This window comes from Rhizobium sp. WYCCWR 11128 (assembly GCF_013416305.1).
GTDB lineage: Bacteria > Pseudomonadota > Alphaproteobacteria > Rhizobiales > Rhizobiaceae > Rhizobium > Rhizobium indicum.
Window position 1 is genome coordinate 33,720 of sequence record NZ_JACCEZ010000015.1, and the last position, 17,900, is coordinate 51,619.

The 17,900-nt window shown below is 59.1% G+C and carries 13 protein-coding genes; 3 read left to right on the forward strand and 10 right to left on the reverse strand.

From position 1 onward, the window contains the following. Positions 1–24: 24 nt before the first annotated feature. The 6 genes from HX898_RS29960 to HX898_RS29985 form a co-directional block, all read right to left on the reverse strand. The gene (locus HX898_RS29960) at positions 25–1,713 is read right to left on the reverse strand and encodes a glycoside hydrolase family 32 protein (RefSeq protein WP_180196583.1); all 1,689 of its coding nucleotides are present in this window, start codon (positions 1,711–1,713) and stop codon (positions 25–27) included. 92 nt (positions 1,714–1,805) lie between these two features. Then, positions 1,806–3,179 (reverse strand): NosD domain-containing protein, encoded by a 1,374-nt coding sequence (locus HX898_RS29965; protein ID WP_180196534.1) that lies wholly within the window; start codon positions 3,177–3,179, stop codon positions 1,806–1,808. A gap of 109 nt (positions 3,180–3,288) precedes the next feature. Next, entirely contained in the window at positions 3,289–4,431 is a 1,143-nt protein-coding gene (ugpC, locus tag HX898_RS29970) for a sn-glycerol-3-phosphate ABC transporter ATP-binding protein UgpC (RefSeq protein ID WP_180196535.1), read from the reverse strand. A 13-nt stretch (positions 4,432–4,444) separates the two neighbouring features. Then, positions 4,445–5,281, reverse strand: a complete 837-nt coding sequence (locus HX898_RS29975) for a carbohydrate ABC transporter permease (protein ID WP_180196536.1) — start codon at positions 5,279–5,281, stop codon at positions 4,445–4,447. Then, a complete protein-coding gene (locus HX898_RS29980; RefSeq protein ID WP_138330765.1) occupies positions 5,274–6,155 on the reverse strand; it encodes a sugar ABC transporter permease in 882 nt (293 codons plus the stop codon). The genes HX898_RS29975 and HX898_RS29980 overlap by 8 nt, the downstream gene beginning before the upstream one ends. 63 nt (positions 6,156–6,218) lie before the next feature. Then, positions 6,219–7,478 carry a sugar ABC transporter substrate-binding protein gene (locus HX898_RS29985; protein ID WP_180196537.1) on the reverse strand — a complete coding sequence of 420 codons (1,260 nt, stop codon included), beginning with the start codon at positions 7,476–7,478 and terminating at the stop codon, positions 6,219–6,221. A 170-nt stretch (positions 7,479–7,648) separates the two neighbouring features. Here HX898_RS29985 and HX898_RS29990 point away from each other — a divergent pair, with 170 nt between their 5' ends. Continuing rightward, positions 7,649–8,668 carry a LacI family DNA-binding transcriptional regulator gene (locus HX898_RS29990; RefSeq protein WP_180196538.1) on the forward strand — a complete coding sequence of 340 codons (1,020 nt, stop codon included), beginning with the start codon at positions 7,649–7,651 and terminating at the stop codon, positions 8,666–8,668. A 274-nt stretch (positions 8,669–8,942) separates the two neighbouring features. Beyond that, complete coding sequence (locus HX898_RS29995; RefSeq protein ID WP_180196539.1) at positions 8,943–11,969, forward strand: glycoside hydrolase family 38 C-terminal domain-containing protein; 3,027 nt, start codon at positions 8,943–8,945, stop codon at positions 11,967–11,969. Between the two features lie 69 nt (positions 11,970–12,038). Here the strand turns inward: HX898_RS29995 and HX898_RS30000 are convergent, their stop codons facing one another. Next, positions 12,039–12,677 (reverse strand): TetR/AcrR family transcriptional regulator, encoded by a 639-nt coding sequence (locus tag HX898_RS30000; protein WP_180196540.1) that lies wholly within the window; start codon positions 12,675–12,677, stop codon positions 12,039–12,041. Between the two features lie 201 nt (positions 12,678–12,878). Between HX898_RS30000 and HX898_RS30005 the strand changes: the two genes are divergently transcribed. After that, positions 12,879–15,341 (forward strand): glycoside hydrolase family 3 C-terminal domain-containing protein, encoded by a 2,463-nt coding sequence (locus HX898_RS30005; protein ID WP_180196541.1) that lies wholly within the window; start codon positions 12,879–12,881, stop codon positions 15,339–15,341. 92 nt (positions 15,342–15,433) lie between these two features. On the opposite strand, the gene HX898_RS30010 is transcribed toward HX898_RS30005, so the two are convergent. The 3 genes from HX898_RS30010 to HX898_RS30020 form a co-directional block, all read right to left on the reverse strand. Then, the gene (locus HX898_RS30010; RefSeq protein ID WP_180196542.1) at positions 15,434–15,970 is read right to left on the reverse strand and encodes an OmpA family protein; all 537 of its coding nucleotides are present in this window, start codon (positions 15,968–15,970) and stop codon (positions 15,434–15,436) included. A 14-nt stretch (positions 15,971–15,984) separates the two neighbouring features. Beyond that, positions 15,985–16,659 carry a L,D-transpeptidase gene (locus HX898_RS30015; protein ID WP_180196543.1) on the reverse strand — a complete coding sequence of 225 codons (675 nt, stop codon included), beginning with the start codon at positions 16,657–16,659 and terminating at the stop codon, positions 15,985–15,987. A gap of 164 nt (positions 16,660–16,823) precedes the next feature. After that, entirely contained in the window at positions 16,824–17,789 is a 966-nt protein-coding gene (locus HX898_RS30020) for an alpha/beta hydrolase (protein WP_348649489.1), read from the reverse strand. Positions 17,790–17,900: the final 111 nt, after the last annotated feature.

The window sequence follows — 17,900 nt, forward strand, 5'->3', positions numbered from 1 at the left end:
GGCCCAGGCGTTTCACTCAATAGCTCATCTCGCGGCAGCACAGCAGCGTTTCGCATCCCTTTCCAGCACCCGCGTTGAAGCGGACGATGAGATTTCCAGGTAATCGGGGTTGATATTCGCGTAGCCACGACGGGTTCCACAAACAGTTCCGCCATCGGCGAAAATCTCGATGATTCCGCAATCATGAAACAGACGAAGGTCCTTTCCGTCGGCAAGCTCCGCCACGTAATGGATCGAGCCGTCGTCCTGGGCGAGCCGGATCGAGAGAATACCGCCAGCGACGCCCACCTCGAAGGCAAGTTCGCCGCCCTGCGTCGCAACGACCTTGCTGCCTTCCAGGGCTCCGGAAAGGCGGATTTCAATGGGGGCCATTGGTAGCGAGAATTTGCCGCTTTGTTCCTCGACGATAGGGTCAGCGGCAAAGTGATCGTCGACTTCGATCGTCGGCAGCATGCGCAGCCTCTTCCTGTCTTCACTCAAACTTAGAACACGTGGTAGGGACATCTCCCCGGAATAGGCAGAGCCCTCAGGCTTGCGATATTCCCAATTGAAAAGCCAGGCAAAGGCGATCTGGCGCCCTCCCGCTTCGAAACTCTGCATCGCGTAATAATCGGTGCCGAAATCCAGCAATTGCAGTTCCGGCACGTCGGGTACGAAGCAGTCGTCGATAAACTCGCCGATCAGGGCATAAAGGAGATTGTGGCGCCGTGTTCGTGGCTCGACATGGCCAACAAAACCCATCACCAGAACCCACTTTTCCTCCAGCCGAAAGAAATCCGGGCATTCCACCGCACGCGCGCCTTCTTGGCGGAAGTTAACCGGCGCACGGTAGAGCGGCCTGAGATATTGCCAATCGAGGCCATCGCCGGAGCCGAACAACAACACCGCGGGATCGCCTTCGATCGATGCGCCGAGTATCATGCGATAGGCGTTGGCTGCGTCATCCCACCAAACCTTTGGATCGCGGAAGTCGTGCTCGACCCCATCGGGACGCTGCTCCAATACCGTCACAATGCCTTCCGCCTTGATCATCTGCCGATCTGGGCGCGCTATTTTCTGAATTTCCCGATAGCCTTTGAAAAGGTCATAGGCGGGCAGGCGCTCGGTGTAAAAGAACATCAAACTTCCATCTCGATCCCGAAAGGCGTTGCCGGAGAATGCGCCTCCTGTGGCGCCGAGACGCCACAGGTTCTGTTCGGGATGCAGAAATACCGGCATGTGAAGCCAATTGACCAGATCGCGGCTGGTTGCATGTCCCCAGTGCATCGGTCCCCAATCACTGCCGCTCGGTTGGAATTGATAAAAAAGGTGCCATAACTCGTCGATCTTGCAGAGACCTACGGGGTCGTTCATCCAATGCCGGATTGGCGAGAAATGAAGCGCAGGACGATCCGGATCGGACCGAAGCCAATCTTCAATTTCCGCGCCGGTGCGTTGAAGGATCCCTTTTTGCGAGAATTCAAACACTGTTATACCGGTCTCGTTCACGGTTTGAGGCTGATATCCATAGGCCCACAGAACAGCGTCCGGCGCATTGGTGACAATGGTGACCTCGCACGCTTCCCTGTGGTGATATTTGAAAAACTCCGGATGGATGGCAAATGACCGAACCTGCCAAACCGTTTTCCCGTCAATGTCGATACGAAAAAAGCCGTCGCCCGCGGCCCAAAATTCCAAGTGGTACCCCGAGGGTAGGAACAGGTTTTGCTGCATCAACGGGTCATCTTCCCGATCCATTTGGTTCGCCATGAACACAACTCCGAATAGTCACTGGATTTTCGGCCGACGGCCTAGCTATGCTCGGCCTAGTGAAACTCTGCCGACGATTGCCCAAGAACTGGAGTGCCCCTGAAAGCATTCACTGTTCTGTCCATCTCGACCTGATCGACACTGCCTGAATCCAGAACTGTATTCCGCACCGAACCCCTTTGCACCAATACTGCCGTTACCTCGAGCGCCTTCAAATTGTCCGTTGAAAGCAATGCGCCCACTTGCGTTGAAAAACAGGCGCTGTTTGGTGCGTCGTTGATCTGCGAAATTTCGGTTGTGGCCACGATGTGATTATTGGCGATGTAGTTGCCGCTGCCGGAAACGACATTGATGATCACAGGCTTTGCGGCGAGAGGCTTGATATATTGAATATCGATCGTTTCTGAAATGTGGTTGGCGATTACCGAATTGTTGCTGCCATCAATGTGCAAAAGTCCGAACAGGTCATCCAGGCCGTTATCGTACCTCTGCATGGGCGCCCACGGCTCGCGATCTCGCAGGAAGTGATTTGAGGAGACCAGGTTTTCGCAGCAATTCGCAGCAAAAACCAGCATTCCGGGATAGAAGGAATGGAATCTGTTTCCTGTGATCGAGGAACGCACCACGCCGGAAAAATAGACGCTGCTGGCGCCTCGGGGGAAGACGTTGTTTGAAGAGACCAGGATGCCGCCGTAATTTTCAGCGTAGACGGAATGTCCCCTATATCCGGCTCCGACAAAATTATTCGCTATCCTCGAGGCCTGCCCCATACCTTTCAATTCGATACAGTTGCCGCACTCTGCAATGAAATTGTTGTCTATTGCCAGCGCATCCGCGTCATGAACAGTCACGCCATGTTCCAGATAGATAAGGCCCATCCCCGTTATTCGGAATGAGTCATTGGCGCTGCCCACATAGATTCCCGTTTTGCCATTCCTGTAGGTATTTTCCGCATCATTCTGCCCCGAACCGTCGTCCATGAAGTGCAGGCCATCGATGCAAAAATCGGCAAACTCCACAGAGCTTATGCGAGGATTGCCGGTGCGCTTGACGTAGAACGCGGCTCCGCCAGCCTCACCGTCGGCGGCGTCCGGAGACATGTCCACACGTATGCGACTTCCGCCCGGCCACACTTCGCGCCACTGGGCAAGTTCGTCTGCAGGTGTGTTGAAACGGATGCTCGAAGACGTAAAGCCATGTCCCGAGCCCACGATCCTCAGATAGCTCACGTCTATCAAGACCTGGGTGACAAGACGATAATCGCCTGGCGGAATATAGATCACGGCTCCAGGCTTTCCGCCGTCATTTTGGTCGCGAACCGCTTGCCTGCTCTTAATATCCGCAATGATGCTGTTGATGACCGAGCCGATATCCTCATAGGGGTTGCCTAAGGGATATTGTGTTACGTCGTAAAAGTTTTCACTTACCATTGTTCATGTCTCCTCGGTCATTTTCTACTCCACAGCGAGAGTAGACCGATGTCTTGATTGGCCTGTTGCTCGCAAGCCGCCAGGGAAATGCGTTAGATCCTGCGCACCGTCACCAGATGCTGGTGCGGACGTCCGGTTCAAAGAAATGGAGTTCGTCGGCATCGACAGCGATGCGCGCGATGTCACCTGCGCGTACAGTGCTCTTTGGAGAAAAGCGGGCTACAGCAGCCTTTTCGTTGCCGATCTCGGCGACGGCGTCCGGGTCGCCGGCATCTACACGGGTGGCGTCGATCTTCAGATGCACCATGGATTCAGAACCTAGCGCCTCGACAAGAGTGACCGGGGCCGAGATCTCGGCCGAAGAGGGCCGGATTGCGGCATCGTTCATATGCTCGGGCCGGATACCGACAATGACCTGACGGTTGGACGCACCGTTGAGCGAGGGGCGGTCTTCGAAAACCCGGTCGGGGATTTCCAAGCTGTTGCTGCCTAGGGTCAGCGTCCTCCCATTCAAAACGGCCTCGTACAAATTCATCGAGGGCGATCCGATAAAGGCGGCGACAAAGACATTGTCAGGGCGATTGTACAGGTTTTGCGGTGTGTCGACTTGCTGCAGCAGACCGCCTTTCATGACAGCGACGCGGTCACCCATCGTCATCGCCTCGACCTGGTCGTGGGTCACGTAAATCGTCGTGACATTCAGTTTTCTCTGGAGGCTGGCGATCTCGGCGCGCATCTGCACGCGCAGCTTGGCATCGAGGTTCGACAACGGTTCATCCATCAGAAAGGCCGCTGGTTTACGGACGATCGCCCGTCCCATGGCGACACGCTGACGCTGGCCTCCTGAAAGGAGTGCCGGCCTGCGGTCGAGCAAAGTCGTCAGTTCGAGGATGCGGGCGGCTTCGTCTACGCGGCTGGCAATCTCGGTCGTCGGCAGGCCTGCCATCAGTAAGGGGAAGGCAATGTTCTCCCGCACCGTCTTGTGCGGGTAGAGCGCATAGGACTGAAAGACCATGGCGATGTCGCGATCCTTGGGATCGACATCGTTGACGATCCGGTCACCGATCCTAAGTTCACCGCTCGTAATGCTCTCCAGGCCAGCAATCATCCTGAGCGCCGTCGACTTCCCGCATCCGGACGGGCCGACGAACACCATGAACTCGCCATCCCTGATGTCAAAGCTCAGATCGTGCAGAGCGTGAAAGCTGTTTCCGTAGACCTTGTTGATATTGCGCAGTTCTATGCCGGCCATGCCTTTGCCTCCCTCATCCCTTTACAGCGCCGAAAGTCAGGCCGCCGACGATCTGTTTTTGCAGTGCGAGCGTTACGATGATGACCGGCAGCGAGTAGAGCACGGCCGCAGCTGTCATCGCCCCCCAGGCAAGCCCATAGACCGAATTGTATTCGGCGATGACGATCGGCGCCGTTTTCGTCGCCTCGGACGTCAACAGCAGCGCGTAGAGGAACTCATTCCAGCTTGTGATGAAGGTAAAGAGCGCGGTGACCGCTATTCCCCCTGTCATGACCGGAAGCACAATCTTTCGAAACGCCTGGAATCGTGTGCAGCCATCCATGCGCGCTGCTTCTTCTAGCTCCTTCGGTATGCCCTCGAAGAACGCGGACATGAGCAGCAGTGCCAGTGGTACCGCGGCCGATGCGTGAGCGAGCACCAGGCCTGGAATGGTATCGAGCAGACCCACCGATTTCAAAAGCTGGAACAGCGGCACTCCGAGCGCCACCGACGGCACCATGCGCGTCACCAGGGCGAAAAGCAGGAAAATGGTGGTGATCCGGCGCCGGTACTGCGTGGCAACGTAAGCGGCAGGCACGGCCACCGCAAGCGAGAGAGCCGTCGTCAGTACCGCGACGGTGAGTGAATTGACGAAGGCTCTCGGCAAAGTGGAGGATCGCAGCACTTCGCGGAAGTTCTCGAACGAGACAACGGCGGGAAAGAAGCTAGGCGGGATCTGCTGGACGTCGGCCGCCGGCTTGATCGAAGTCATGAGCAAATAGATGTAAGGCAGCGCGTAGGATAGCACCAACACGAGGGCTGCCGCGTTGATCAGGATTCCGCTGAGTTTGAGGCGGGGAGCTCTACGCATATACCGGCCTCCATATCTTCCAATAGGCGACTGCCGCCAGAAGCATCATGACGATGAGAAACAATGTTCCGGACGCGGAAGCCTCGCCGAGATCGCCGAACCGAACCATGCGCTGGTAGATGTTCATCGAGAACACTTCAGAAGCGTGATTGGGACCACCCTGCGTCTGTATCCAGATCAGGTCGAATGTCTTTGCAGCATCCACACCCCGCACGATCACCACGACGGCGATCACCGGCCGCATGAGGGGGAGGGTGACATGCCAGAAGCGCTTGAGTGCATTCGCCCCGTCGATCCGCGCTGCCTCCAGCAGGTCTTTCGGGATGTTGGTCAGCCCGGCATAGGACACAAGGGCGACAAAGGAAGTCGTCAGCCAGATGTCGGCAAAGGAAACGGAATAAATGACGACATCTTCGCTGGACAGCCATGCGATGGCTTCCGGATCGCTAATCAGACCCAAACGGACGAGACCGTAGTTCAGAATGCCGATATTGCCGACGAGCAGAAATCGCCAGAGTAGACCTGCGACGATGGGCGGAACCATCAGCGGCAGCGCGAAGATCGTGCGATGCCACCGCGATCGACCGGCAAGCGCCGAAAAAAGCAGCGCCGCACAGAAACCGAACGTGAACTCGAAAAACAGCGCGAAGAGCGAATACTGAACGGTCCGCAGAGCGCTTTCCATGACACGTTTCGACGTCAAGGCATCGACATAGTTCTGCAGGCCGACCCATTCGCGAATATGGGGCGTGATCGTATCGACCTTGAAAAAGGAATCGAATACCAGGAGCCCCACCGGGTAAGCGACCAGCACGCCGAGGATGGCGACAGCAGGCGCGAGCATGCAAAGTACAAATCGGTCTTCACCCGACATGTCCGTCTCCGAAAGCTAAGAGTGGGGCATATTTTGCCCCACGATGTGGAGGAATGTACGAGGCTAGTTGAGAATGTCCTCGATCGTTTCCTTGGCTTCCGTCAGGACGTCGCCGACATCCGCCTTGCAGGTCAGCGCCTGCTGGACAGCCGGCAGCACAGCTTCATCGACGATTTCCTGATATTTTTCATTGATCGGCCGGCCCTGGGTGGCAGGCGCGCTCAGCGTCTCAAGAAGCGGGGGGAAGTGTTCATAGCCGGCCTTGCCTGAATAGCTGCGATAGGCGGAATTCGTCGCGGCAAGGCCGAGGGGAGCTTCGATACCCAGGGCATTATTGGCGATAGCAAACGAGATGAATTTTTTCGCGGCGTCCTTGTGCTGGGATGTCGAGGGAACGACGTTGTACCAAGGGCCGGGAACAGCTGCGATCCCGGCTTCACCGGCCAGCATCGGTACCACGCCGATCTTGCCGCTGACCTTCGAATCCGCAGGCGTCATCTTGTAGGCGTGCGCCCAGAACTTCATCATGGCTGTTTTGCCCTGATAGAACAGGTTCTGCGCCTCGCCCCAGCCGATTTCGTTCACATTTTCAGGGACGGAATGATCAATGCAGTGCGGCGCGATGTAGAATTCAAGCGCCTTTTTGTGCGCCTCATTGTCGACAATGACCTGCCCGTCCTTATCGAGGATCACTCCTGGCGAACCCGCCTGCAGCACATGCGCCATCCATTCCTCTGAAAACGTGCCGATGGTGTCGGTGCCCCAGAAGTCAGTCTTTCCATCGCCGTCAGTGTCACGCGTGAAGAATTTCGCAATGTCGCGCCACTGCTGCCAGGTTTTGGGCGGCGAGAGAGGATAGTCATACTTGGCCTGAAATGCCTCTTTTTCCTCCGCCTTATCAAACAGATCCTTGCGATAGAACACGATCTCGGCATTGGCCCAGGCAGGCATACCGATCAGCTTGTCACCGACCCTCGCATCGGCAAGCAAGACAGGCGGCAGATCCGCGCGAACCGCATCGGTGAAAAGAGCCGAGAGATCCTCGACGTGGCCTGCAAACTTCGCATTCCACACAACGTCGATCGTCACGACATCGAACGCGGAAGAGCCAGACGCGATTTCGGCTGAAAATTTGTCAAAGACACCCTGATAGGGAACGACCGTGAAGTTCACCTTGATGCCTGTTTCGGCAGTAAACTTCTCGGCGACCGCCTTCTGCAACATTTCGCCGCCTCCTTCCACCAGAATGTTGATGGCTTCGGCATTGGCAGTGGCGGCCATGAAAACAAGCGCGAGTGCGCTGGCACCAAGCAATTTCTTCATTGATTCCTCCCTGTTGGCTCGCTGCACCTGCGCTGAGCCCTCCTTCTTGCTGCGAAGGTAGTCCTCGTATGACGACGTTGTCAATATGGAATGACGACGTTGTCAGAAAAATATGTCGACGTTGTCATGCGGCTGGTTTAAAACGAATCCCGGCAAGGAGATTGGCGTACATGGTCAGCATAGTCAGCGTCGCGAAGGTGGCGGGAGTTTCCAACAAAACTGTGTCTCGCGTCATTAACGGCGAACCATATGTGACCGAGGAAACGAGGGAGAGGGTCGAAAGGGCAATCCGGGACCTCGGATATGTGCCCAATATGGCCGCGCGCCAAATACGCTCAAGTCGCTCCAACACATTTGGCATCATCGCTGACTACGTGTCGACGACGCCCTATTCAGTGGATATCGTTCGCGGGATCCAGGATTGGGCCAATGCCAACGGCAAGACCATTCTGATGGCAAACACCGGCGGCGCATCCGAGCAGGAGATTAAAATTTGGAAGATGTTCCAATCGCACCGCATTGACGGTGTTCTCTACGTAACGATGTACCATCGCATCGTTGACCCCGAAATCGGCGACGTCGGCATCCCCACAGTCATGATCAACTGCCGACCAAAAACGAGCGAGCTGTTGCCGTCGATCGAACCCGATGACTACCAGGGCGCTCAGGATCTGACACGCTATCTGCTTGAGCGGGGGCATCGAAAGATCGGCTATATCCGGCTCAATCCCATTTTGCTTGGTGCGGAACTGCGCCTCGATGCTTTCCGCAAAACCACCGGAGACTTTGGCCTTGCGGAGAACGACCTCACTATCCGCCTTGGCATGGAAGGACCGGTAGGAGCAGAGAAGAACTACGTTTTTGCTGCCGCCACCGAGATGCTTCAACAAAAGGATCGACCGACCGCAATCATGAGCGGCAACGACGAAATGGCGATCCAAATCTACATCGCGGCCATGGCATTGGGTCTTCGGATTCCCGAGGATGTCAGTATTGTCGGCTTTGACGATTTCCGGACGGTTTCCCTGGCGCTGAGGCCGGAGCTGACCACTGCCGCTTTGCCATATTACGATCTCGGTCTGCAAGGGGCGGAATTGTTGAATAGCGTGGTGGCGGGAAGCGAAGTTTGCCCGACCAGTCGAGTTATGTCCTGCAATTTGGTGGAGCGACTTTCGGTGCGCTCCCTGTAATCTGACCTCATGCATGAGAGCGTCTGATCGAGCAAGCAAGCTTTCGCAAGAACATGGCGTGACAGTGACATCCGGTAAAGCCGGAGCGGTTCGCTTCTTCCGGGCTTGACGCCAAATCAAAGTTACTTAATCTAAGACTCTGCAAGCCTGCTTGGAGGAGGGGCCGGGCAATCGCGATGTCGGTCGCGCCATCTTCATCTCCCCCAAACCATGACCATGACCCCAAAAGCATGACGACAAGATTGTCAGCCGTCGATTTTCAACAGGATAAGCCATGCCTCTGACCATTGCCCAGCGCCTCGATCGTCTCAAAGTTCGCATTGCCGAGTTGGCGCATTGGCGAGATCGACAAAGTGCTGCGATCGACGGCTGGACGTTCGAGGGCGAGCCGATTGGCCATCACCAGGATTGGCCGCACCGCCAGGGGGTGGTGCATTTTGCCGCGACCGCTGAAGCGCCGGAGGCGTGGCCTCTCGGCGATATTCGCCTGCAGCTCGACCTCGGCGGCGAGAGCCTGATTACGCTCAGCTACCCCGACGGCGAGACGGAAACATTCGGTCTCGATCCCTACCATCAGGAATTCCCGCTGAAGGGCCGCCGCTTTTCGATCGCAACGGAAACCGTCGCCCGGTTTCCATTCGGCGAGCCCAATCGCGCTCCACGGCTCAACAAGGCCCGATTTATCTGGCTCGATGGTCCAGCTCACCGCCTGCATCTTCTGTTAAAGCAGGTTGCCGAGGCAATCGATGTGCTGGGCGAGCATGAAGTCGTGCCGCACCTGATGGATGCCGCCGAGCACGCGTTGCGCAGTCTCGACTGGCCGTCGGATACGGCGGCCTATATCTCCCGCACATCAAGCGCTGTCATGCAGCAGAAGATCTGGGAACTGCCGGAGCTCGAGGCTAATCCGGCAGGCCTTACGGAGGAGCAGAGCGCTTCGGCAGCCACAGCCTTCGAGGCTCTGACGGCGAAGTTGAAGGAGCTGCAGAAGCGCTTCCCGCCGAATGGAGAATTGCTGCTGACGGGCCATGCGCATATCGATCTCGCCTGGCTTTGGCCCTATCGCGAGACGCGGCGGAAAATGCGGCGCACCTTCAATACGGCGCTGTCATTGATGGAGCGCTCCGACGATTTCCGCTTCAATCAATCGACCGCCCATTATTACGCGCAGATGGAAGAGGAAGACCCGGAGCTTCTCGATCGCATCAAGCAGAAGGTCGCGGAAGGAAAGTGGGAAACCGTCGGCGGCATGTGGGTGGAGCCCGACACGAACATGCCGACCGGCGAAAGTCTCGCCCGTCAGGTTCTCTATGGCCAGCGTTATTTCGAAAAGACCTTCGGCACGCGCCATACGGTCTGCTGGCTGCCCGATTGCTTTGGCTTTTCAGGCGCGCTGCCGCAAATCTTGAGGCAGGGCGGCATCGACAGCTTCTTCACGATCAAGGTCAATTGGAGCGAGACCAACCATATTCCATCCGATCTCTTCTGGTGGAAGGGTCTCGACGGCAGCCGGGTGCTGACCCACACGTTCGACAATCCGATGCAGGGTTATAACGGCTTCGTGCAAGCCGATTGCTACGTGCCGACATGGAAGAATTTCCGCGGCAAGACACAGCACGATACCTCGCTGCTGGCCGTCGGATATGGCGACGGCGGCGGCGGCGTCACGCCCGAGATGGTCGAGCGCGAGGTGCAGCTGCGCGATTTCCCGGCGATCCCGCAGGCACGCTGGGGCACCGTCAAAAGCTATTACGAACAGGCGCACCGCACCGCAGGCGAACAGAACCTTCCGGTATGGGATGGCGAAATCTATCTCGAACTGCACCGCGCCACGCTGACGTCGCAAAGCGGCGTCAAGCGCAAGCATCGCCAGGCCGAACGCGCGCTGATCACCGCCGAAACCATCGCTTCGCTGGCGCATATGCTCGGAGCAGACAGGCCCCGAAGCCTCGAAGCGGATTGGCGCGTGGTGCTGAAGAACGAATTTCACGACATTCTGCCGGGCTCGAGCATCCGTGAAGTTTATCAGGATGCCGAGCAGGAACTGGGCGGCGTCATCGAACGTGCTGGAACCGAACAGGCAAATGCCTTGCAAGCGCTGTCGGCCAAGCTGCCGAAAGGCGGGGTTGGCGATGCCCTCGTCGTCGTCAATCCGTCTCTTGCGGCCAGACCGCTCAGCGCAACGCTCTCCGACGGCACGGTCGTCGCGGCCGCCGATCTCGTCGCCCCCTTGTCCGTCGCGGTCTTCGACAAGGGCTCGCTCAAGCCGGCGGGCGGGCTGAAGGCAGGCCCCGAGCGTCTCGAAAACGAGCACCTCTCGGTCTCCATCGGCAGGGACGGGGCGGTTTCGAGCCTCCTTCACAAGGCAACGGGCCGGGAAGCGGTCGACGGCTCGGCAAATCAGCTCTGGGTCTATCCGGCCGACAAGCCGCGCAACTGGGACGCCTGGGACATCGATGCGGATTATGCCGAAAAGGCCGTCCGCCTCGATACGCCTGATAGTATCACCCTCGTTGAAGACGGCCCGCACCGCGCGGCGATCCGCGTCGTTTACCGCTACCGGAATTCGAGCGTCACGCAGACCTATGTGCTGACGGCCAACGCCAGGCGGCTAGACATCGAAACGACGATCGACTGGCATGATCGCCGCACGCTGCTGCGAACCCTGAACCCGGTCGCCGCGCAGGCCCGCAAGGCGACCTTCGAATGCGCCTTCGGCGTCGTCGAACGGGCAACGCACACGAATACGTCCTGGGAGCAGGCGATGTTCGAGGCCGTCGCGCACCGCTTCGTCGATATCAGCGAGCCGGATTTCGGGGTCGCGCTGCTCAACAATGCCAAATACGGCCATAGCGCCCGCGGCAATGTGATCGGCATGAGCCTCGTACGCGGGCCGATCTATCCGGATCCGTTGGCCGACGAAGGGGAGCAGAGCTTCACCTATGCACTGATGCCGCATGAAGGCGCCTGGCATGAAGGCGGCGTTCTCGACGAGGCGATCGATCTCAATCAGCCGCTCGTCTCGGCTCAATTCAGCGGCCTCTCCGCCGGCATTTTTGCGCCGCTTGCGGTCACCGGCATCCCTGTCGCGTTCTCAGGCCTGAAGCCGGCGGAAGAGGGCGACGGCCTCATCCTGCGCCTTTACGAACCGGCCGGCCGGCGCGGCAGGCTCGCCCTCAACTTGCCTTCCGGATGGGCAGCATCGCAGCCGCTGAACATTCTCGAAGAGCCGATGGAGCGAAAGGGACCTGCCGACATCATGCCGTTCGAAGTCAGGACCTGGAAGCTGCAGAATGGCTGATGCCATGTCTTGGCAGATGGTTCTCTTTCGTTTCGGTGCCCCGGAATGATCCGCGGCACTCAACCAAGCTCAGCCCTCTAACCCAAGGCTCGCCAGCAGGCGGCTGACATAGGCTTCCAACCCGCCGACCATGTCGAAGCGGGTGGGATCGCGCAGCCAGAGCATCTGAAGGCCGTCCATCACCGCGATCAGCTCGGCCGCCATCGCCCTGCCATCGATTTTGCCGTCGATCGAGCCATCGGCGACGGCCTGTTCGAAGGTCGCGGCGATGTCATTCTGCAGCTGAGTGGCGCGATCGAGAAACCAGGCCTTGGCCGGGTGATCCTTCATCAGGCTCTCGGCATTCAGGATGGCGAAGGCCCTGATGACCTCGATCATTTCGGCGTTGCGGCGGAAGACCTCGACCATGCCTTTGAGCAAGCCGCGGAGATCGGAACGATGGGGGTCGATGAAGCTTTCGCTTTCGAGATCGCGCTTGTCCAGAATGGCGAGCAGCAGATCGACCTTGGTCGGGAAATGGTGCAGCAGGCCGGGCAGCGACAGGCCGACGTCGCGGGCCACATCGCCGATGGCGGCATTCTGGTAGCCGTCTTCGGCAAAGCGCCGCATCGCAGCCGTCAGGATCTCCGCACGGCGCGCTTCGCCCTTGCGGGATCTGCGCCGTCGCTTTTCGTCCTGTCCGGTCTTCGATTCAGAAAACTCTGCCATCGTCTCTTCCGCCTGCCTCTTTCTCCCGCCCTCCATCCATACATCACGGCTCGGCAGTTGACATCTTAAAAATACCGAGTAATCGGTAGGTTTAAGAACTGTCTGGCGCGTGGAGAAGTTGATGCCGCCGCCGGATGAATTGCCCGGGCATGCTCGGCCAGCACTTCGCAATGCCCGAATTCCATTGAAGGGGAGGTTTGCATGATCGATTCCATTCTCGACAAGATGACGCTCGAGGAGCAGGTCTCCCTGCTGTCCGGCGCCGATTTCTGGACGACGGTTCCCGTCGAGCGTCTTGATGTGCCGAAGATCAAGGTGACGGACGGACCGAATGGCGCCCGCGGCGCCGGTTCGCTGGTCGGCGGCGTCAAGGCGACCTGCTTTCCCACTGCCATCGCGCTCGGCGCCACCTGGAATCCCGATCTCGTCGAGCGCATGGGTGTGGCGCTTGCCAACCAGGCGAAGAGCAAAGGGGCCGCCGTGCTGCTCGCGCCCACGGTGAATATCCATCGTTCCGGCCTCAACGGACGAAATTTCGAATGTTATTCCGAGGATCCGATGCTGACCGCGGAACTCGCCGTCGCCTATATCAAGGGCGTGCAGAGCCAGGGGATCGCGGCGACGATCAAGCACTTCATCGGCAACGAATCCGAGATCGAGCGGCAGACCATGTCTTCCGATATCGACGAGCGGACGTTGCGCGAAATCTACTTTCCGCCCTTCGAACAGGCTGTCCGGCGCGCCAGCGTAATGGCCGTCATGTCTTCCTATAACCGCCTCAACGGCACCTATACCAGCGAGCATGCGTGGCTGCTGACCAAGGTGCTGCGCGAGGAATGGGGATTCGACGGGATCGTCATGTCCGACTGGTTCGGTTCGCATTCGACGGCCGAGACGATCAATGCCGGTCTTGATCTCGAAATGCCCGGCCCGGCGCGCGATCGCGGCGAGAAGCTGGTTGCCGCCGTGCGCGAGGGCAAGGTCGAAGCCGCCACGGTGCGGGCGGCGGCGCGGCGGATCCTGCTTCTGCTCGAGCGGGTCGGCGCGTTCGAGAAGAGGCCAGATCTCTCGGAGCAGGCGGTCAACCTGCCGGAAGACCGGGCGCTGATCCGGCATCTCGGCGCGGAAGGCGCGGTCCTCTTGAAGAACGACGGCATCCTGCCGCTTGCCAAGACGTCGCTCGACCGGATCGCCGTCATCGGACCCAACGCCGCGAGCGCGCGTGTCATGGGCGGCGGCAGCGCGCAGATCGCGGCGCATTATACGGTCAGCCCGCTCGAAGGAATTCGAGCCGCCCTTTCCAATGCCAACAGCGTCAGCCACGCCGTCGGCTGCCGCCACAACCGTCTGATCGAGGTGGCCAAGGGGAAGATTACCGTCGAATATTTCAAGGGGCGTGGTTGCCAGGACACTCCGCTTCATGTCGAGACCGTCGACAAGGGTGAGTTCTTTTGGTTCGAGCTGCCATCGGCCGAGCTCGACCCCACCGATTTCTCGGCGCGGATGACGATGCAATTCGCGCCGGAGGAGAGCGGCGATCATGTCTTCGGCATGACCAATGCTGGACTGGCGCGGCTCTTCGTCGACGGCAGGCTCACGGTCGACGGCCATGATGGCTGGACACGCGGCGAGAATTATTTCGGCACCGCCAATGACGAACAGCGCGGCACGGTGGCGCTCGATGCGAGCCGAGCCCATGCCGTCACCGTGGAATATGACCCACCGGTGGCAAACGGGGAGGGGATCAACCTCACGGCCATTCGGTTCGGCGTCGAAAAGCCCTTGGGCGAGGCCGATATGCAGGACGCCGTCGAGACGGCGCTGAATGCCGATGTGGCGCTTCTCTTCGTCGGCCGCGACGGCGAATGGGATACCGAAGGCTTGGACCTGCCCGACATGCGGCTTCCGGGTCGGCAGGAGGAACTGATCGAGCGGGTCGCGGCGGTCAACGCCAACACCGTCGTCGTGCTGCAGACCGGCGGCCCGGTGGAAATGCCCTGGCTCGGCAAGGTTCGCGCCGTGCTGCAGATCTGGTATCCCGGGCAGGAGCTGGGCAATGCCGTCGCCGATGTCCTGTTCGGCGATGTCGAGCCCGGTGGGCGCCTGCCGCAGACATTTCCGAAGGCGCTTGCCGACAATTCCGCGATAACAGGTGATCCAGCCGTCTATCCGGGTAAGGATGGGCATGTGCGCTATGCCGAAGGCGTGTTCGTCGGCTATCGTCATCACGATACGCGCGCTGTCGAACCGCTCTTCCCCTTCGGTTTCGGCCTTGGCTATACACGCTTCAGCTGGGGCGAGGCGCGGCTCTCAGCAAGCGAAATGGGTGCCGAAGGCGTGACGATCAGCGTCGATCTGACCAATATCGGCGACCGGGCCGGATCGGAACTGGTCCAGCTCTATGTGCGCTCGCCAAAATCCAAGGTGGAGCGGCCGGAGAAGGAATTGCGCGCCTTCGCAAAGCTTTCGCTGCTCCCCGGCGAGACCGGGACGGCCGTAATGACGATCCTGCCGCGCGATCTCGCTTATTTCGACATCGAGTCCGGTGCCTTCCGCGCCGAATCGGGCAATTACCAGCTGATCGTGGCGGCGAATGCCGCGGATATCAGGTTCGTCATCGATCTGCCGTCACCACTCGAATATGTACAACCACCTTCGTATTAAACGCAGGCTGGCGAGATCCATGTCGTATTCGAGTGAGCCCGGCCGATAGCGCTTGGCGCGTCTGCGCCAAGCGCTGAGTGGTTCGAGCTGGATCAGACCGCGTCGGGCTGAGTGCGCAGATTGGTGACGACACGCCGGTTCTGCACCTTGCAGGAGCGCTCCGTGCAGTCGCGGACCTCGCGGTCGTTGCCGTAGCCCTTGGCCCACATGCGCCTGGCGTCCACGCCCTTCGAGGCGAGATAAGCCATCGCCGCATCGGCGCGCTTCTGCGACAGCGTCTCCATACTGGATGCGGAGCCGGAATCGTCGGCAAATCCCTGCAGCTTGAGCAGCCAGGATGGGTTCCTGTTGAGCCAGGCGGCTTGGCTATCCAGGGTTGCCATGGCGACGGAATCGAGTGTTGCGGAATCCTGCTTGAAGTAGATCCGCCGGCCGACATTGAGGATGAAATCCTCTTCGCTGCCCATCGCGACGTTTTCGAAACCGGGCGCGGGATCGTTGGTCTGGCCGGTCATCGGCGCCGCAGCAGGTTCTTCCACGGAGGCGATATCGGTGGTGCTGCAGGCGGCGAGCGCCAAGAGCATGGCTGCGGCGGCAAGGCGCCTCATGTATCCGGTCGGAGCAGACATCAAGCTGATATTCCTTATTCGACCGTGGTTGTTTGGCTGACCTGCGCGGCACTTTCAGCCTGATCGGCAATATGCGGCAGAACCTGCACCGCGGTGCCGATCGGGCACCGCTGGTAAAGATCGATAGCGTCTTCGTTGAACATGCGGATACAGCCGCTGGAGGCATCCTTGCCGATGCTCCACGGCTCCAGCGTGCCGTGGAAGCGATAGCCGGTGTCAACGCCGTCGCGATGCAGGTACATGGCGCGGGGACCGAGCGGATTTTTCGGTGAGCCTCCCGCCACGAATTCGGGCAGTTCGGGATGGCGCTTGCGCATCTCCGGCGGCGGTGTCCAGCGCGGCCATAGCGATTTGCTGTCGATCGTGGCGCGGCCAAACCATTTGAAGCCCTCGCGACCGACGCCGACGCCGTAGCGGATGGCCGTCTTGTTCTCCATGATCACGTAGAGGAAATGGTGCCTGGTATCGACGACGACGGTGCCGATCGGCTCGCTGCTGAAATATTTGACGACCTGGCGGTGCCACTTCCTGTCGATCTTGGCGAAGTTGGTCCTTCGAAACGTCACGCCGTTGTCGACGGTGGTGCCGTCGAAAAAGGAGGACGCAGCGGCGAATACCGGTTTCCGGATTGCACCGGCGCCAAGTAACGCCAATCCACCAAGCACAATATTTCTGCGAGTCCACGGCATCGGCAATATCCCCCTTAGAGCCAAGCAGCGAAGCGTCAGTAAATCAGATTTTTCATTTGCCACAATAGAAAAATCATCTCCACCCTAAAGGCGGAGATCGGGTCGCGGGCCTCCTGTGTCTGGTATTGCCCCATCGTTACCCTGGAATGCCGCAGCGCTTCGAATTAGAGGGCCGGGGATTCATCTCCTCTGAAGACCTGCATGTACTCTTTGCGAGATGGCGCTTCCACAACCGCCTGCGAGCCGATGCTCCTCACGCGCGGGAGTTCCGTTTCTTGTGCGGATGCCTCCACAAGATCACCAAGCATCCGTCGCGCCACGCCAGGGACCACATGATGGGGCAAATGCCCGACACCTTCCAGCAATCTGACGATCGGCCCCGGATGCTTCCTGCAAAGCCAATCGATATGCCAGTTCGGTGAAATCACGCGGTCCGCCAGCCCGAAGAGAACGTGCAGGGGAAGATCGCCAGGCAGATCTGGAAGGTGCTCCATGTCTCGGTTGAAGGCGCGCAACTCGTCGGCCATCGTGCGGATGGTAATGGGATTGACCACGTGAGAGGCCGGCAGGTCCGAGAGATGAGAAGGTAGGGGATTGGGAAAAGAGGACGACCTCAGACCTCGATCAAGAAAGAATGCGGGCCACCGGCCGAGGACGTGCTGGCGGATCAACGACCCGACCACCGGAGCGACCGCTGATCTAAGCACAATCAACGGTTTCGGCGGCACCGGCCCGCAACATGGAGAGATGAGAAAAAGTCCCCTGACGAGGTCTGGTCTTCTTGCCGCAAGGTGTAGCGCGGCTGCGCTGCCGATCGAGTGCGCGACGATCGTCACCTCCGGCAGGTCAAGAGAGGCGAGAAGGCGTTCAAGCCAGAAGGACTGTCCCTCAGGTCCACGCTCAGCCGGTGCAAGCGGCGTGCTCAGTCCATAGCCGGGGCGGTCGGGTGCAATGATCCGGAAGTCGCTGTTGTCGAAGGGAAACAAAATTTCCTGCGCAAGGCTGCCGCAGCCATGCAGGAGGAGGACTGGAATGCCATGTGGGTTGCCACCGTCAATGATGTGAACATCCTGATCTTCAACGTGAATTGTTGTTCCGAGTGTCGGCTGGACTGATTGCTTCATTAACATGAGCCGCATAACGAAAATCGCAAGTAGAAGTTCCGGCCGGTTGCGAGACGGCGCCTGCGTTATCGAGCCGTTAGAATAGGATGGAAGGGGAGGCCCAGCGCTGCCGCCGCA

Excerpts from the sequence above, each read along its gene's own strand:
- HX898_RS29965 (WP_180196534.1), bottom strand. The coding sequence starts at position 3,179 with ATGGTAAGTGAAAACTTTTACGACGTAACACAATATCCCTTAGGCAAC.
- HX898_RS30000 (WP_180196540.1), bottom strand. The coding sequence starts at position 12,677 with ATGGCAGAGTTTTCTGAATCGAAGACCGGACAGGACGAAAAGCGACGG.
- HX898_RS29990 (WP_180196538.1), top strand. The coding sequence starts at position 7,649 with ATGGTCAGCATAGTCAGCGTCGCGAAGGTGGCGGGAGTTTCCAACAAA.
- HX898_RS29975 (WP_180196536.1), bottom strand. The coding sequence starts at position 5,281 with ATGCGTAGAGCTCCCCGCCTCAAACTCAGCGGAATCCTGATCAACGCG.
- HX898_RS29980 (WP_138330765.1), bottom strand. The coding sequence starts at position 6,155 with ATGTCGGGTGAAGACCGATTTGTACTTTGCATGCTCGCGCCTGCTGTC.
- HX898_RS30010 (WP_180196542.1), bottom strand. The coding sequence starts at position 15,970 with ATGTCTGCTCCGACCGGATACATGAGGCGCCTTGCCGCCGCAGCCATG.
- HX898_RS29960 (WP_180196583.1), bottom strand. The coding sequence starts at position 1,713 with ATGCAGCAAAACCTGTTCCTACCCTCGGGGTACCACTTGGAATTTTGG.
- HX898_RS29995 (WP_180196539.1), top strand. The coding sequence starts at position 8,943 with ATGCCTCTGACCATTGCCCAGCGCCTCGATCGTCTCAAAGTTCGCATT.
- HX898_RS30015 (WP_180196543.1), bottom strand. The coding sequence starts at position 16,659 with ATGCCGTGGACTCGCAGAAATATTGTGCTTGGTGGATTGGCGTTACTT.
- HX898_RS30020 (WP_348649489.1), bottom strand. The coding sequence starts at position 17,789 with ATGTTAATGAAGCAATCAGTCCAGCCGACACTCGGAACAACAATTCAC.
- ugpC (WP_180196535.1), bottom strand. The coding sequence starts at position 4,431 with ATGGCCGGCATAGAACTGCGCAATATCAACAAGGTCTACGGAAACAGC.
- HX898_RS29985 (WP_180196537.1), bottom strand. The coding sequence starts at position 7,478 with ATGAAGAAATTGCTTGGTGCCAGCGCACTCGCGCTTGTTTTCATGGCC.
- HX898_RS30005 (WP_180196541.1), top strand. The coding sequence starts at position 12,879 with ATGATCGATTCCATTCTCGACAAGATGACGCTCGAGGAGCAGGTCTCC.